17 protein-coding genes are annotated in these 15410 nt (G+C 63.7%); 7 read left to right on the top strand and 10 right to left on the bottom strand.

The genetic code is table 11. The features are described 5' to 3' along the window. Positions 1-211: 211 nt before the first annotated feature. The 3 genes from ACWF6P_RS16935 to pdxH are packed head-to-tail and all read right to left on the bottom strand — an operon-like array spanning position 212 to position 3176. Complete coding sequence (locus tag ACWF6P_RS16935) at positions 212-1159, bottom strand: aldose 1-epimerase family protein (protein ID WP_452621767.1); 948 nt, start codon at positions 1157-1159, stop codon at positions 212-214. Positions 1160-1200: 41 nt separating this feature from the next. After that, the gene (locus tag ACWF6P_RS16930) at positions 1201-2466 is read right to left on the bottom strand and encodes an MFS transporter (RefSeq protein ID WP_452621766.1); all 1266 of its coding nucleotides are present in this window, start codon (positions 2464-2466) and stop codon (positions 1201-1203) included. After that, positions 2463-3176, bottom strand: coding sequence for a pyridoxamine 5'-phosphate oxidase (pdxH, locus tag ACWF6P_RS16925; protein ID WP_378446248.1), 714 nt, complete (start codon positions 3174-3176; stop codon positions 2463-2465). The genes ACWF6P_RS16930 and pdxH overlap by 4 nt, the downstream gene beginning before the upstream one ends. Positions 3177-3421: 245 nt before the next feature. Between pdxH and ACWF6P_RS16920 the strand changes: the two genes are divergently transcribed. The 4 genes from ACWF6P_RS16920 to ACWF6P_RS16905 all read left to right on the top strand — a co-directional run bounded on the left by ACWF6P_RS16920 (position 3422) and on the right by ACWF6P_RS16905 (position 7688). Continuing rightward, positions 3422-4549: a citrate synthase 2 gene (locus ACWF6P_RS16920; protein ID WP_230814514.1), complete on the top strand. Its 1128-nt coding sequence runs from the start codon at positions 3422-3424 to the stop codon at positions 4547-4549. Positions 4550-4611: 62 nt separating this feature from the next. Beyond that, positions 4612-5733 (top strand): phosphoserine transaminase, encoded by a 1122-nt coding sequence (gene serC / locus ACWF6P_RS16915; protein ID WP_007733484.1) that lies wholly within the window; start codon positions 4612-4614, stop codon positions 5731-5733. Positions 5734-5932: 199 nt separating this feature from the next. Beyond that, a complete protein-coding gene (gene sepH, locus ACWF6P_RS16910; RefSeq protein WP_452621765.1) occupies positions 5933-6850 on the top strand; it encodes a septation protein SepH in 918 nt (305 codons plus the stop codon). Positions 6851-6902: 52 nt separating this feature from the next. Beyond that, positions 6903-7688 (top strand): DUF6928 family protein, encoded by a 786-nt coding sequence (locus ACWF6P_RS16905; RefSeq protein WP_452621764.1) that lies wholly within the window; start codon positions 6903-6905, stop codon positions 7686-7688. Positions 7689-7708: 20 nt separating this feature from the next. Here the strand turns inward: ACWF6P_RS16905 and ACWF6P_RS16900 are convergent, their stop codons facing one another. Genes ACWF6P_RS16900 through ACWF6P_RS16890 form a run of 3 tightly spaced genes read right to left on the bottom strand, consistent with a single transcriptional unit; the run spans position 7709 to position 9408 of the window. Then, positions 7709-7969 (bottom strand): DUF2537 domain-containing protein, encoded by a 261-nt coding sequence (locus ACWF6P_RS16900; protein ID WP_230814517.1) that lies wholly within the window; start codon positions 7967-7969, stop codon positions 7709-7711. Continuing rightward, the gene (locus ACWF6P_RS16895) at positions 7966-8772 is read right to left on the bottom strand and encodes a TrmH family RNA methyltransferase (protein WP_452621763.1); all 807 of its coding nucleotides are present in this window, start codon (positions 8770-8772) and stop codon (positions 7966-7968) included. The genes ACWF6P_RS16900 and ACWF6P_RS16895 overlap by 4 nt, the downstream gene beginning before the upstream one ends. A 48-nt stretch (positions 8773-8820) precedes the next feature. Next, complete coding sequence (locus ACWF6P_RS16890) at positions 8821-9408, bottom strand: TetR/AcrR family transcriptional regulator (RefSeq protein ID WP_452621762.1); 588 nt, start codon at positions 9406-9408, stop codon at positions 8821-8823. Positions 9409-9481: 73 nt separating this feature from the next. Here ACWF6P_RS16890 and ACWF6P_RS16885 point away from each other — a divergent pair, with 73 nt between their 5' ends. Further along, the gene (locus ACWF6P_RS16885) at positions 9482-10030 is read left to right on the top strand and encodes a hypothetical protein (RefSeq protein ID WP_452621761.1); all 549 of its coding nucleotides are present in this window, start codon (positions 9482-9484) and stop codon (positions 10028-10030) included. Here ACWF6P_RS16885 and ACWF6P_RS16880 read toward each other — a convergent pair. The 3 genes from ACWF6P_RS16880 to ACWF6P_RS16870 all read right to left on the bottom strand — a co-directional run bounded on the left by ACWF6P_RS16880 (position 10014) and on the right by ACWF6P_RS16870 (position 13354). Beyond that, on the bottom strand, positions 10014-11321 hold the full coding sequence (locus ACWF6P_RS16880) for an MFS transporter (protein WP_378632833.1): 1308 nt from the start codon (positions 11319-11321) through the stop codon (positions 10014-10016). The genes ACWF6P_RS16885 and ACWF6P_RS16880 overlap by 17 nt on opposite strands. A gap of 81 nt (positions 11322-11402) precedes the next feature. Continuing rightward, positions 11403-11834 (bottom strand): MarR family winged helix-turn-helix transcriptional regulator, encoded by a 432-nt coding sequence (locus ACWF6P_RS16875; RefSeq protein WP_003939901.1) that lies wholly within the window; start codon positions 11832-11834, stop codon positions 11403-11405. Between the two features lie 65 nt (positions 11835-11899). Then, positions 11900-13354, bottom strand: a complete 1455-nt coding sequence (locus tag ACWF6P_RS16870) for an NCS2 family permease (RefSeq protein ID WP_378446242.1) — start codon at positions 13352-13354, stop codon at positions 11900-11902. 102 nt (positions 13355-13456) lie between these two features. Between ACWF6P_RS16870 and ACWF6P_RS16865 the strand changes: the two genes are divergently transcribed. Both ACWF6P_RS16865 and ACWF6P_RS16860 read left to right on the top strand, forming a co-directional pair. Beyond that, on the top strand, positions 13457-13714 hold the full coding sequence (locus ACWF6P_RS16865; RefSeq protein WP_007733492.1) for a DUF2530 domain-containing protein: 258 nt from the start codon (positions 13457-13459) through the stop codon (positions 13712-13714). Positions 13715-13804: 90 nt separating this feature from the next. Next, the gene (locus ACWF6P_RS16860; protein ID WP_378532283.1) at positions 13805-14866 is read left to right on the top strand and encodes an iron-siderophore ABC transporter substrate-binding protein; all 1062 of its coding nucleotides are present in this window, start codon (positions 13805-13807) and stop codon (positions 14864-14866) included. Here ACWF6P_RS16860 and ACWF6P_RS16855 read toward each other — a convergent pair. After that, positions 14856-15407 carry a phosphatase PAP2 family protein gene (locus ACWF6P_RS16855; protein WP_378631629.1) on the bottom strand — a complete coding sequence of 184 codons (552 nt, stop codon included), beginning with the start codon at positions 15405-15407 and terminating at the stop codon, positions 14856-14858. The genes ACWF6P_RS16860 and ACWF6P_RS16855 overlap by 11 nt on opposite strands. Between the last annotated feature and the right edge of the window lie 3 nt (positions 15408-15410).

The raw sequence follows: 15410 nt of genomic DNA, 5'->3' as shown, positions 1-15410 counted from the left end.
CACGTTACAGGCTGTATTTTCTCGCTCGCGTGACCGATACTCCAGTCTACGGAATCGTGCGTTCACCCACACTGATCTGCACATCTCGACAGCGGCACACGACGTGGACGAACGACGGACCTTCCGGACCACTGGCAACGCGTACTGAAAACCGATGGTCATCGACTGATATCCAGTCGGCGTTACACGATCCCACGGTATGAGAGCCGGATCACAGAGCCTTGATACCCCAGCTACCCGTCCACGTCTGGCTCGGCTGAAGGACCAGGAGATCGATGCCCGAGTTGAAGGCGTCAGGCGGGCAGGTCATCGGTTCCAATGCCAATGCGCGTCCACGGTCGGGATATCCCTTGTCATTGGCAGGATCTGCGATAAATGCCTGAATCCACGGGAACTCGCGGTTGGTCCACAGGGCAGTGCCCGTTCCGTCTGGAGCCAGAAGCTCGTGTTGCGTGCGACCACTCCCGTCGACGACGTCCAATGCGCTGTACGGAGTGTCCAATTGAACCCCGGCGAGCGGTCTCGGCGTCCGGAAGTCGTAATCCGTACCGGCGACGGCCTGCGAATACGCATTCGGCAGCATCCTCGCCGGATCGATCGGCAGCCGCGTGCCGGCCGCCAGATGCAGAGCACATTCGTCGAGAGGAAAATCGCCGGCGCGGATGAAGGTATGCATTCCGAGCCCGAACGGCGACGACGTCGCACCCTTGTTCGTGGCCGTGTGAGTCACGGTCAACCCGTCGGCACCGACTGCATAGGCGACCGTCAGCTGCAACGGATACGGCCAACCCTTGTGCAGTCCGACGTCCACCGACAGCTCGACGCGCTCGTAGGTGTGGTCGACGAGGGTCCAATTCCGACGCCTGACAAACCCGTGGCTTGCGTTCCCCAGTGCCGGTTCGGTGATCTCGAGTTGATGCTCGATTCCGTCGAACATGAAGTGCCCGTCCCGAATCCGGTTGGGCCACGGTGCGAGAACCAATCCGGCAGAGAGCGGTGGCTTCGATCCGAGGGCCCAGGTTTCGGTCAGCGCACGCCGACCGTTGGGACCCTCGTGATCGAGAAGCCGCAATCCGGCACCGGCCGCCGCGATCTCGGCACGGTAACCGCCACCACGGATCTCGAACCCTCCCCTACCCGTGCTGTGCGGCGCAGTCATACGTACCAGTTTCCACCACGAGCGACCGGTTAACCAGGACGTCAGGCGGCGCGTCCCACCTTGTAACGAACGAACGCCGGAAATGCGAGAGCAGAAAGGACAACGCCGACAATCACCAGGAAGCCGCCGCCGGCCGCCGCGACACCGGTTCCGAACAGGAAGGCCGCACCGCCGTGCAGTACGTCACCGATGCGCGGACCACCTGCCACGACCACGATGAAGACGCCCTGCAATCTTCCACGCATGTCGTCGGTTGCCACTTGCTGGAGCATCGTGCTGCGGAATGCGGCCGAGACCATGTCGACGGCGCCGCCGAACGCCAGGAACGCCACCGCGACCCAGAGCAGAATCACGCTGGAGCCGGGACTCGCGAAGTACACGGCAACGCCGAAGCCGACCATGGACAGTCCCCACAGCACGATGCAGACCAGCACGGCGCGCCCCTGGTATTGCACCCGAGGCAGCCAACCCGAGAAGACTCCGCCCAGAACGGCTCCCACCGACATCGCCGCGAACAGCAGTCCGAGCGCAAAACCACCGCTGGCAGGGTCACCGAAGGATTCGTGTGCGATCTCCGGGAACAGTGCACGCGACATCCCGAACACCATCGCGATGATGTCCACCACGAACGAGGCGAGCAGAACCTTCTGCGTCGCCAGATACGTGAACCCGCCCAGGACCTCGCTCAATCCGGCCCGCCGAGACGTGCCGGTCGGCGGAATCGCCGGGAGCTTCCATACCGCCCACAACGTGGCGAGCAGAAAGATCGAGTCGAGCAGGTACAGCAGTTGCAGACCTGCCGACGGAATGAGAACGCCGGCCAGGAGCGGGCCGGCTATCGCACCGAACTGCACGACAGTCATGTTCAGCGAGTTCGCGGCAGGTAACTGCCTGCCCGGAATCAGGCGAGGAATGATCGCCGCCCGCGTCGGCTGGTTGACCGCGAAGAACCCCTGTTGAATCGAGAACAAGCCGAGCACCAACCACACGTTGTTCACGTTCAAGGCAGCCTGGATCCAGAACAGCACCGACGTGACACCGAGTCCGATCGAGGTGATCATCAACAGCCGGCGTCGATCCATGACGTCGGCGAGTGCCCCGCCCCACAGACCGAAAACGATCAGCGGTACCAAGCCGAAGATTCCCGTCAGACCGACGTAGGCCGAGCTTCGGGTGATCTCGTACACCTGCTGCGGTACGGCGACCACACTGAGCTGAGCACCGATAACGGTGACGATGCCGGCCGTCCACAGCCGTCGATAGTCGCGATTCTCGAGCGGAGTCGTGTCCGCAAGTAGCCGGCTCACGGCTGGAGTCGGACGGCGGACCACTGTCCGTCGACCAGGCTCGTGCGAACTCGATTGTGCATGCGGTTTGCTCGTCCTTGCCAGAACTCGACAGACTCCGGCCGGATCAGAATCCCGCCCCAGTTCGGTGGCACCGGAATCTCTCCGTCCACGCCGAATCGGGCCGCGACCTCACGCAGTTGCTCGTCGAGATCGGCACGCGAGCCGATCGGACGAGACTGCGACGACGCCCACGCACCGAGCTGTGAACCGCGAGGCCTGGTTCGCCAATACTCTTGCGTCAGTTGAGCACTCACCCGCTCGGCGGCGCCGCGAACGATCACCTGCCTGGCAAGAGTCAGCCACGTGAAGTTGGCCGACGCGTACGGATGGGCGTCGAGTTGACGAGCCTTGTCGGATCCGTAGTTGGTGAAGAAGAGCACGCCGTCTTCACTGAGGCCCTTGCAGAGCACGGTGCGCGAGGCCGGGTGTCCACGGTCGTCCACCGTCGACAGAGTCATGGCGTTCGGTTCCGGTGCGTCCGCTTCGACGGCATCCACGAGCCATTGACGCATGAGGGGCAGCCAACCGGTCTCGACGACCGAGGTATCCAATTCCGCACTCATGCGGTCCTCGACGGACTCCGATTCGCTGCCTGCTTGCGGATAGCCCACACGCATGGCCGCGAGTTCGTTGTCCACCGCCTGCGGGTCCTGACGTTCATTCGACACAGCCGAGAACGCTACTCCCGGGTACTCACTGGCCAACGGCTACGCGGCACGCGCTAAAGTTTGCCGTGGCTAGACCCGACCCGGACCGCGAGCCGCACCAGCGACAGCAACCGAATCGGGACGAGAAGATTGCGCAGTACTAAACACGGTGCGTGCTCATCCCTGCGAGCACCGAGGCGCAGTCACTGAAGCTGAGGCAGTGCGACTGTAGACCTGGCGCACTCGAACGAGGAGAGTCCACGAGAATGGCAGCGAGCGCAGCAATACCGGACGATTTTGTGAGCGGACTCGAAGGCGTCGTCGCCTTCACCAGCGATATCGCAGAACCCGACAAAGACGGCGGCGCACTGCGCTACCGCGGAGTCGACATCGAAGACCTGGTCGGCCAGAGGGTTACCTTCGGCAACGTATGGGCCCTTCTCGTCGACGGCCGCTTCGGCCCCGGCCTGCCGCCGGCCGAGCCGTTCCCCCTCCCCATTCACACCGGCGACGTCCGTGTCGACGTCCAGGCCGGACTTGCGATGCTGGCTCCCATCTGGGGCTACCAGCCGCTCCTCGACATCGATGACGAGACCGCCCGCGACCAGCTCGCCCGCGCATCCGTCATGGCACTGTCCTACGTCGCGCAGTCCGCTCGCGGCATCTACCAGCCCGCAGTCCCGCAGAGCCGCATCGACGAGGCCAAGACGGTCACCGAGCGCTTCATGGTGCGCTGGAAGGGTGAGCCCGATCCGGCACACGTCGAGGCAATCGACGCGTACTGGGTCTCCGCAGCCGAGCACGGCATGAACGCCTCGACGTTCACGGCCCGCGTCATCGCCTCCACCGGCGCCGACGTCGCGGCCTCGCTCTCCGGCGCCATCGGCGCGATGTCCGGCCCGCTGCACGGCGGCGCTCCGGCCCGCGTTCTTCCGATGATCGAAGAGACCGAGAAGACCGGCGACGCCCGCGCACTGGTCAAGGGAATCCTCGACCGCAAAGAAAAGCTCATGGGCTTCGGACACCGCGTCTACCGCGCCGAAGATCCCCGTGCACGCGTGCTCCGCGCTACTGCGAAGCGTCTCAACGCTCCCCGCTACGAGGCTGCCGCAGCTCTCGAGCAGGCAGCACTGACGGAACTGCGTGAGCGTCGTCCCGATCGCGCGATCGAGACCAACGTCGAGTTCTGGGCTGCAGTCATCCTCGACTTCGCCGAGGTTCCCGCGCACATGATGCCCGCCATGTTCACCTGTGGTCGCACCGCCGGCTGGTGTGCACACATCCTCGAGCAGAAGCGTCTCGGTAAACTGGTACGCCCGGCCGCCATCTACACCGGCCCGGAGCCCCGCACGCCTGAGTCCGTCGAGGGCTGGGACCAGATCAGCCACGCGTGACACCCGCTCGAATTCGCCAATCACGGTAGTACAGAACACAAGTGAAGGAACAGAAAGAAGCGATGACCTCCACACCGATCATCCCCGCCGACCTCAAGCCCGCCGACGGACGCTTCGGCTGCGGTCCTTCCAAGGTTCGCCCCGAGCAGCTGCAGTCCCTGGTCGAGGTGGGCGCTTCGGTGTTCGGCACCAGCCATCGCCAGAAGCCGGTCAAGAACGTTGTCGCCAGCATTCGTTCCGGCCTCGCCGATCTGTTCTCACTGCCCGAGGGCTACGAGGTCGTCCTCGGTAACGGCGGAACCACTGCGTTCTGGGATGCGGCTGCATTCGGCCTCATCCGCGAGAAGTCGCTGCACCTGACCAACGGCGAATTCAGCTCCAAGTTCGCTTCGGTCGCCAAAGCCAACCCGTTCATCGGTGACCCGATCGTCGTCTCCGCCGATCCGGGCAGCGCACCGGTGCCGGTCTCGGACCCGTCCGTCGATCTCATCGGCTGGGCGCACAACGAGACCTCCACCGGTGTGTCGATCCCCGTCTCGCGTCCCGCGGGTTCGGAGAACGCCCTGATCGCCATCGACGCCACCTCGGGCGCCGGTGGACTCCCGGTCAACGTCGCCGATTCCGACGTCTACTACTTCGCTCCGCAGAAGTGCTTCGCTGCAGACGGCGGACTGTGGATCGCACTGATGAGCCCGGCCGCCCTCGAGCGCGTCGCGGAGATCAAGGATTCGGGACGCTGGACGCCTGACTTCCTCTCGCTGCCCATCGCCGTGGACAACAGCTCCAAGGATCAGACGTACAACACCCCGGCCCTGGCCACCCTGTTGCTCTTCGCCAACCAGATCGAGTGGATGAACAGCAACGGCGGCCTCGACTGGACCACCGCTCGCACCGCGGATTCGTCCTCGCGCCTGTACAACTGGGCCGAGGCCAGCGAGTTCGCAACGCCGTTCGTCGCTGATCCGGCACACCGCTCGCAGGTTGTCGGCACCATCGACTTCAACGACGACGTCGACGCAGCAGAAGTTGCAAAGATCCTGCGCGCCAACGGAATCGTCGATACCGAGCCGTACCGCAAGCTCGGACGCAACCAGTTGCGTGTCGGCATGTTCCCGGCCATCGACCCCGATGACGTCACCGCTCTCACCAAGAGCATCGACTGGGTCGTTTCTCAGCTCGGCTGATTTTCACACTGCTTCACCGCTCGGTCCTCGACATCGTGTCGGGGGCCGAGCGTCGTTTGCGCAAGACCCTGTGAGCTACCACACCGGTAGGTGGATCAGAGGTCATCTCGCCCTGCGTGTCCTGCCGAGCCCATGGTCACGAATGAATTACAGTTGAGCGCGGCGCAAAGTCGCGAGCCGGCGCGATAAGGAGGTCAATGTGCGAGAGCTTAGAGTGATCGGACTTGAACCCGATGGATCGCATGTGGTGTGCGCAGATGCTGAAACCGGCCAGAAATTCCGGCTTCCCGCCGATGACAAACTTCGTGCAGCTTCCCGCGGAGACGTGGCTCGACTCGGCCAGATTGAGATCGAAATGGAAAGCCAACTCCGTCCCCGCGAAATCCAGGCGCGTATCCGTTCCGGTGCTTCCGTAGAACAGGTCGCCGAAGAAGCGAAGATCCCCATCAGCAAGGTCGAGCGCTTTGCGTACCCCGTTCTGCTCGAGCGCTCTCGCGCCGCGGAAATGGCGCAGGGCGGTCACCCGGTCCGCGACAACGGTCCGACGGTTCCCACGCTCTCCGAAATCGTGACTCACGCATTCCGTGCTCGTGGACACAGCATCGACGAGGCCACCTGGGATGCCTGGCGCGACGAGGACAATCAGTGGGTTGCGCAGCTGCAGTGGCAGGCCGGCCGCACCACCAACGCCGCGCACTGGCGCTACCAGCCCGATGCGCACGGCGGAACGATCGTCGCGCTCGACGATGCAGCATTCGACTTGATCGATCCCGACTTCGGTCGTCCGCTCCGCGGCCTGGTACCGGTGGCTTCGAACGAGCCGGAACAGCTCGAGCTGTCCAGGTTCGACGTCGAACCGGTGGCGGAGATCGAACCGACGGCGGTGCCCGAACGGACTGTGGTTGCCGAACGGACTGTGGTTCCCGAACGGATCGTGGCGCCCGAGCCGATTACCGTCGAACCGGAAACCGTCGTCGCCGAAGAGGTTCCCGAACCTGCGCCGGATGTGACGCCGAAAACCGCGCCGCAACAGACGCAGACAAAGGACAAGCGCGGAAGGCCTGCTCTGCCCTCGTGGGATGACGTTCTTCTCGGGGTCCGCAGCAGCGGTCGCTGACCCGAAGGAAAGTATTCTTCTTTCGAGCGAGGCTGAGGAGAGAGGTCTGCCGGTGGCTGCACGGGTATCGACGATCTGGTTTCTGGGCGGCGCAGACGCTCGCACCGAATTGAGCAAGTACCCGCAGCCGGATCAGACAGAGGCGCTGAAAATCGCCATGTCGTTGTATCCGGACAAGGAGTTCGAATCCCTCGGGCCCCAGCCGCTGTCGATGGCCGCGACGGTGAGCCCCGGCTACGTCTTCATCGGCGCGTACAACCGGGTGAGCGTCGTATGCAGCGCCGAACTCAGCACCTTCGTCCCCTCGAAACTGCCTGAGTCCTGGCACCTTTCGGCCGAGGGTGGGTCGACGCTGCTGATCAGCTCCGTCCCCGAAACCGCGCAGGGCTCGTTTGCACTGTGGGAGGACGGTGAGCTACGACGCTCGTTCAGTGCCATCCCGATAGACATCGTCGAAAATGTGGGGATCCCGCAGACCTGGGAACGGGAATTCTGGGCCGGCGATCATCCTCTGCGCTATCCGCCCGGGATCCTGCCCGATCCGCAGTCATTGCCGTTCCACCCGCAACAGTTCGCGGAGTCCGCCAATCTCGAGTGGCTGGGATTCCGATACACCGGCGCTCCGCGAGAACACGAACTCGATACGACGCAGATTCTCCTGTGGGGCTTCAAGATTCACCGTCCCGGCGAGGCGCCTAAACCTGCGCCACCAGCTCCCGTGCCGGTACCCGAGTCGGCGCCGACCGAGGTGCCCGTGCCCGAGAACATGCCGCCGATCCGCGAAGCGCCGGCAGCCAAGCCGCGCAGCCGCCTCGCCCGCTACTTCGGATTCAAGTAGCGCGGTACGCCTTCACAGGTTCATGCGGCTATCGCTGCGATCCACCCGAGCGGAACGCCGACAACTGCGCCGAAGACCACCCATCGCCAGACGGGAATCGCTCGCCAGCGCCACACGGTCGGCGCAAGTCCGCCTACCGCAATGAGATTGACGACAATCGCCAGGAGCACGTTCACGTTGCCAAGCGCGATGCAGAACGCCGCGACGGCACTGGTCGAGAGCATCGCGGCGAATACCGACACCGCGATTCCGGTGAACCAGGGTGTGCGGTCCTGAGTCACTGGCCGGTCCTCACACGTTCGTAGAAGGCCATCGCCGCTGCCGTCGCGACGTTGAGCGAATCGGTGCCTGGTGCCATCGGTATCTTGGCGCGAATGTCGGTGGCGCGCATCGCATGTTCGGTCAGTCCTGGCCCCTCGGCGCCCAGCAGTAGGGCCACCTTCTCCCCGGTCATCGCTTCGGCGAGAGTGACCGCCTCCGGGTTCGGGGTCAAGGAGATGAGCTGAAAACCGTTGCCACGCAGCTCCTCGAGGTCGTACGGCCATTTCGCCACGTGCGCGAAGGGCACTCGGAGCACGTGTCCCATCGACACGCGGACCGAGCGCCGGTACAACGGGTCGGCACAACCCTTCCCGAACAGAACGGCGTCGACGCCGAGCCCCGCAGCGTTGCGGAACATCGAGCCGAGGTTCTCGTGATCGTTGACGCCTTCGAGGATCGCTACCGTCTTCGCATCCTTCAGCACGTCCGAGACCGCGAGCGGTGCCGGACGTGATGCTGCAGCGAGGACGCCACGGTTCAGGTGGAATCCGACGACCTCGGCCATCACTTCGGCGCTCGTACGGTAGAACGGCACGTCCACACCGTCGAGATCGTCAGCCAACTCCACGAGCCGTCGTTCGACGCCGAGGAGACTGATCGGCTCGAACCGCGAGGTCAGCAGCCGCTGAGTGACGAACACTCCCTCGGCGATCACCAACCCCTTGCCCTCCGGCAGGTCGGGGCGCCGATCCGAGGAGTTGAGATCGCGAAAGTCATCCAGCCGGGAGTCGGCGGGATCTGAGATGTCGATGACGTGAACCACGGGTCTATCGTGCCGTACGCACCGCGAGCCCCCACCACTACTCCCGACCTAGCGCAACAGCGTGACAAAATGCGCGTCGAGCACCTGGCTGATCACCTCCGGATTGATTCGCTCGGGATTGTCGACGCCGTGCGACGCGAGCCCGTCGGCGAGCGCATGCAATCTCATCGCCTCGATGTCGACCGAGGCACCCGGCCGTAGAAAACCCGCTCGATGCGCCGCTTCCACGAACGAACGAAAGTGCTCGAACAAGGTCCGGTCTGTGTCGTCACGCACCGCCGTCAACGCCGGATCGGTCTGGGCGGCAGCAGCAAAGGCCTCCCAAACCTGCATTTCTTCACGCCGATCTTCGTCGAGGGGCACGAACTGATCGGTGAACTGGCGGATCGCGCGGCGGATGTCGGGATCGAAGTCGATGCCGGCAATCCTCTTCTCCACCCGAACGGTCACGAGCGTCATCGCGAACAGCAAGAGTTCGGACTGCGTGGTGAAGAAGTGACGCAGCGAGCCCGTCGACATCTTCGCCTCGTCCGCGACGGCTCGGACGCTGGCGCTCGCGACACCGTCGCGTCGAATCACACGCCAGACAGCCTCGGCGATCTCTTCTCGTCGCTCGTCGGGACTGATTCGTTTCACCACTTCACAAAACTAACACAACTGTGCTAGTTTTCCTCCACTAATACAGTCGTACTAGAAATGAGCTGATGTCATGATCGTCCACCTGATCATCGCGTGCGAAATCATGTTCTGGGTGTTCATCGCCGCCGGTCTCGCGGCCCGCTATCTACTGCGCCACAAAACGCTGGGCGCCGCACTGCTCATCTGCGCGCCGCTGGTGGATGTCGTACTGCTCGTCGCCACAGCCCTCGATCTTCGTGGCGGTGGCGAGGCGAACTTCACCCATGGGCTTGCCGCGGCCTACATCGGATTCTCCGTCGCGTTCGGACACAGCCTCATCTCCTGGGCCGACGCCAGGTTCGCCTACCGATTCGCCGGCGGCCCGGCTCCCGTCGCACCACCCAAGTACGGGAGTGCGCGAGCACTGCGCGAATGGCGCGAGTTCGGCAAAGCCGCGATCGCCTGGGCCATCGCGTGCGGACTTCTCGGCGCGGCCATCTTCCTCGTCGACGACCCCGCCCGTACGGGAGCCCTCGACGGATGGATCAGCAAGCTCACTGTGGTGCTGGGAATCTGGGGAGCAATCGCGTTGAGCTACACGGTATTTCCCAAGCGAGAGAAGGTCATGGCGCGCGGCTAGCCTCGACTGCCTGTTCGGTCGCATCGCACACGATCACCGGACGCAGGACGAACACCGGCAGCCTGCCACCGTCTTCCGGCCTCGCGAGCCGAAGCTTCAGTCCTTCGCTACGCAGCAGGTACACCCCGGCGGCAGTGCCCGAGACCAGCGAGATCACTCCGCCCACGATCAGGGGCGCGCGAGGATCCACGGAGTCGGCGAGCCAGCCCAGCAACGGGCTTCCCAGCGGTGTGCCACCGAGGAAACTGAGCATGTAGATGCCCATCACCCGCCCGCGCATCTCGGAGGGTACCGACATCTGCAGGATGTTCATCGCAGACGTCGTGAACGTCAACGTCAGTGCGCCCGTGGGAATCAGCATCAGTGCCACCAACGCGTAGGTGGGCATCAACCCCACTGCGACCTCGAACACACCGAAAGCCACGGCGGCACCGAGGAACGTCCGCAGTCGCGGCGCTTCCTTCCGCCTCGCGGCATACGCAGCGCCGGCAAGGGTTCCCACGGCGAGCGTCGTGGACAGGAGTCCGTAGCCGTCGGCCTCGAGACCGAACGTGTTACGCGCCATCACCGCAAGGCTGATCGCGAAGTTCAGACCGAACGTCGAGACCATGAAGACCGACACCATGATCACCCGAAGGTCCTTGCGGCCCCACACATATCGAAACCCGTCGCGCACCTGCCCCTTGGTACGCGGAGCCGGTTCGGACGGGATCAACTCCTTCTTGTTCATGAGGTAGAGCGCGATGAGCACCCCACCGAACGTCGCGACGTTGAGCAGGAACACCCACCCGGTACCGATCAGGTTGATCAGAACACCCGAGATGGCCGGACCGACGATGCGGGCCGTGTTGAACGTCATGGAGTTGAGCGCGATGGCGTTGGACAGGTGCTCCTTGCCCACCATTTCGATAGTGAACGACTGACGCACCGGTGCGTCGAGCGCCGAAACACAGCCGAGCGCAAAGGCAATCAGGAAGACGTGCCACAACGCGACCAGTCCGCCGACGTCCAACACACCCAGTACCAGCGCACAGGCCGCACTCGCCCACTGCGTGAAGATCAGAATCCGACGCTTGTCGTACCGATCGGCCAGCACACCGCCCCACACAGACAGGAACAGCGTCGGGCCGAACTGCAAGGCCATGACGATGCCCACCGCCAACGCGTTGCCGTCCGAGAGCGTCAGTACCAGCCAGTCCTGGGCGATACGTTGCATCCACGTGCCGACCAGAGAAACGATCTGTCCGGAAGCCCAAAGGCGGTAGTTACGGTTGTGGAGTGCGGCAAACATGCCGGAATCGGGGTCTCGGGGCACCACACCATCTTGCCCCTCGAGTAATTCGTTTGGGCAACGACCTATGGCATGGCGGAGCTACTCCGTCTTGTTGACCATCTCCGTGATGATCTCGACAGCCCCGCGCAGCGTCGCGAGTTCTTCGCCACCCAACCCCGCTAACTGCTCGTTCATCCACGCTTCACGCGCGTGGGTCTCGTCCGCGAGCAACGCCTGCCCGGCGTCGGAGAGGTTGACGATGATCTGACGACCGTCCGTGGGATGCGGCGAACGCTCGACCAAACCGAGCTCGGCGAGAGAAGCAACAACCCGCGTCATCGACGGCGGCTGCACTTTCTCACGTGCTGCGAGTACGCCAGGAGTCATCGGGCCGTACTGATCCAGGCTCGCCAAAGCGGACAGTTGCGTCAGCGATACCTGAGCGTCGACTCTGCGGCCGCGCAGATGCCTGGTGAGACGCACTACAGCCAGGGAAAGATCGCTGGCCAGCGCACGAGTTTCGGTGGTCACGCGTCAGACAATACGTCAAGAGCTGGCCGGTAGCTCACGTAATCGAATACCGGTCAACCCCGATTTCACGTAAGGGCGTCGGTAATGGGTCCGACAGTGAAGTAGGCCACAAAAAGTGCCGCCACGATCCACAGCAACGGGTGGATTTTCTTGATACCACCGCTGGCAGCGTGCAGGACCACCCACGAAATGAAGCCGACGCCGATGCCGTTGGCGATCGAGTAGGTGAACGGCATGACGATCATGGTCAGGAACGCCGGGAGTGCCACCGAGAACTTCGTGAAATCGATGTCTCGGACCTGTCCGATCATCAATGCACCGACGACGACGAGGGCAGGCGCAGCTGCCTCGATCGGCACGACGGAGTACAGCGGCGTCAGGAACATCGCGACCAGGAAGAGCAGACCCGTGACCACGTTTGCCAGGCCCGTGCGGGCGCCTTCGGCGATACCCGACGCGGATTCCACGAACACGGTGTTCGACGACGCCGAAGCGCCACCGCCGACGATCGCACCCGCACCTTCGACGACCAGCGCGCGACCGACGTTGGGGAGGTTTCCGTCCTTGTCGGTCAGGCCGGCTTCCTTACCGAGACCTGTCATCGTGCCCATGGCGTCGAAGAAATTCGCGAGCACGAGGGTGAAGACCAGCAGGCTGGCGGCCAGAACACCGATGCGGGTGAACGCTCCGAAGATGCTGACGTCGCCGACCAAGCTCAGGTCAGGCATACCGCCGAGCATGTCCGGGATGGCGGGGATGCTGAGGTTCCAGCCCTTGGGGTTGGTGCCGAGCGAGGGTCCGACGTCGGCAACGGCTTCGATGACGGCGGCGAGGATCGTCGTGACGACGATGCCGATCAGCAGTCCACCACGAACCTTGCGCACGACCAGAACACCCATGAGCAGCACACCGAAGATGAACACCACGGTCGGCCACGAAGCGATGGAGCCGTTGATTCCGAGTCCGACGGGGACCGTCGTACCGGCGGCGTCGGGGATGCGGCGGACGAATCCGGCGTCGACGAGTCCGATGAAGGCGATGAACATGCCGATACCGGCTGCGATCGCGGACTTCAGCGCTGCGGGGATCGCGTTGAACACCGCCGTTCGGAAGCCGGTGAGCGCCAACAGAACGATGATCACACCGTCGATGACCACCAGGCCCATCGCCTCGGGCCAGGTGACCTGAGGCGCGATGGTGACTGCGAGGAGGCTGTTGATGCCGAGACCCGCGGCGATGGCAAACGGATAGTTGGCGACGACGCCGAAGACGATGCTCATCAGGCCGGCCACCAGAGCGGTGACTGCAGCCACCTGGTTGACCGGAAGGATGTTGCCGAGAACGTCGGTCTTCGCCGCAGCGTCTTCGGCCGAGAAACTGCCGAGGATGAGGGGGTTGAGGACCACGATGTAGGCCATCGCCACGAAGGTGACGACACCGCCGCGAATCTCGGTCGAGATCGTCGACCCTCGTTCGCTGATCTTGAAATAGGTGTCGAGGATCTTGCCGGGTGCCGCCATGTTTGTTCTTTCCCCATCGCTGTAGGTCGCCGTGTGCCGGCGCACATGAAGCCGGTCGCACTAGGGAGAGTAGGCCACCGGGGTACGGGTAGCGTTAATTTTGTGACGGAGACTCGCAACACAACTGGCCTGATCGGCAAATTGTCCGCACCCGCGCCGGCACTGATCATCGGCACCGCGTTGTGGGTGATCGCCACGATCGTGGTCGCGGTGAGCGGCGACCGTTGGTCGGATGCACTCCCGATTTGTTACGCGGGTATCGGAGTCGGCTTCCTCGGCTTCGCTCTGTTCTCGATTCAACGGCGTGCAGCCGTTCGCGGCGACAAGGGCGCGCAACAGGGCGCCGGTCTGGTCGACTGAGCGGGCCGAATCACCCTTTCAGTATGGTAAGCCTACCCTGCACTGTTGTGCGGATCCCGGCTTGCCGCCGCTGAAAGGAAACACGTCACCGTGAAGATCTCCATCCGAAATCGTTGGAAAAGCCGCGACCTCAGAAAAAGTCGAGGACATCGGACGAGACTGACGTCCGTTGCCCTGGTCGCACTGGTCGGCACAGCACTCGTCTCCTGCGGATCGGGCGACGACGACACGACAAATAGTTCGTCGACTTCCGGAGGCGGCGCCTTCCCCGTCACGATCGATCACGCCTTCGGCAGCACCACGATCGATTCCGAACCACAGCGGATCGTCACCGTCGGCTACAACGACGAGCAAGCCCTGTTGGCCTTGGGCATCAAGCCCGTCGGCATGGTCAATCAGTACCCGGGTGAGCCGGACGTCAACCGCACGTGGCCGTGGGTGACCGGACCTTGGGGCGGAACCGAACCGACCGTCGTCGGCAGCAATCCCGAGACCACGATCAGCGTCGAAAAGATCGCCGCGCTCGAGCCGGACCTGATCCTCGGGCTCTACTCGAGCATCGACAAAGACCTGTACAGCACACTTTCCGCGATCGCCCCCACCGTCGCGAAGGATCCGGCCTACGGCGACTACGCAACCCCGTGGCAGATCACGACGAAGACCGCGGCAAAGGCAGTGGGACGCGAAGCCGACGGTGAGAAGTTGGTCGCCGACATCGACAAGCAGTTCGCCGACGCGAGAAGCGCTCACCCCGAATTCGCGGATCAGACCGCGGTGATCATCAGCGTCGACACGACTCCGGAGTTCTACGCCTTCTCCTCCGAGGATGCCCGCGGACGAGTTCTCGGCAGCCTCGGATTCAAACCTGCTCCCGCGGTCGAGGCGTTGATGAACGGCGAGTTCTACGCTCCGATCTCCACCGAACGACTCGATCTCCTCGATGTGGACCGTCTCGTGGTCATCGGCAATCCCGATGCCGCCCAGGCGGTCCGGAGCAATCTCGGCTTCCAGCAACTCGACGTGGTCAAGAACAACCGCGTCGTCTACGTCAACGACGATCAGGCCCCGCAGGTCGGCGCTGCCCTGACCGCAAGCTCAGCGCTGAGCTTGCCTTGGGCTACAAGCGAACTACTCGCCGAGCTTACGAAGTAACCGGCGTCCGGCGCGCCTTGATCTGCGCAGTTCCCCAGATCCACACTCCGGCCCACATCATCCCGAACGCCCAACCTGCCAGAACGTCGGTCATCCAGTGGGCAGCCAGGTAGACGCGGGAGAATCCGACGGCGATCGTGTACAGGCCGAGGCTCGCGAGCATTGCCAACTTCGCGAGCCTCGGCAAGGCAAGCCGAAGAATCACGGCGGCAACCGAAGTCGCGAGGATCGCGCTCATCATCGCGTGGCCCGACGGGAACGAATACGAGTCGATTTCGATCAAACGCTCCGGAACGGGTGGGCGGGTGCGGGTGAAGATGCGCTTCAATCCGCTCATCACGAGCAGGCCGGTCAACATCGACCCGGCGATCAACAGAGCTTCGGTGCGCAGTCCTCGGACCAGAAGCACGATCGTCAGCAGCGTCGCGATCAGCCACGACGCGAGTGTTCCGCCGCTGTCGGTGATGACGTCGACCACGTCCACGAGCCACGCCGTCCGCTGACTCACCGCGCTGTCGAGCACCCACTGATCAAAAGACATCTG

It is taken from the genome of Rhodococcus sp. NPDC055024 (assembly GCF_053608585.1).
Note: the sequence above shows the minus strand (reverse complement) of the source record. Positions and strands in the feature narration are given on the sequence as shown.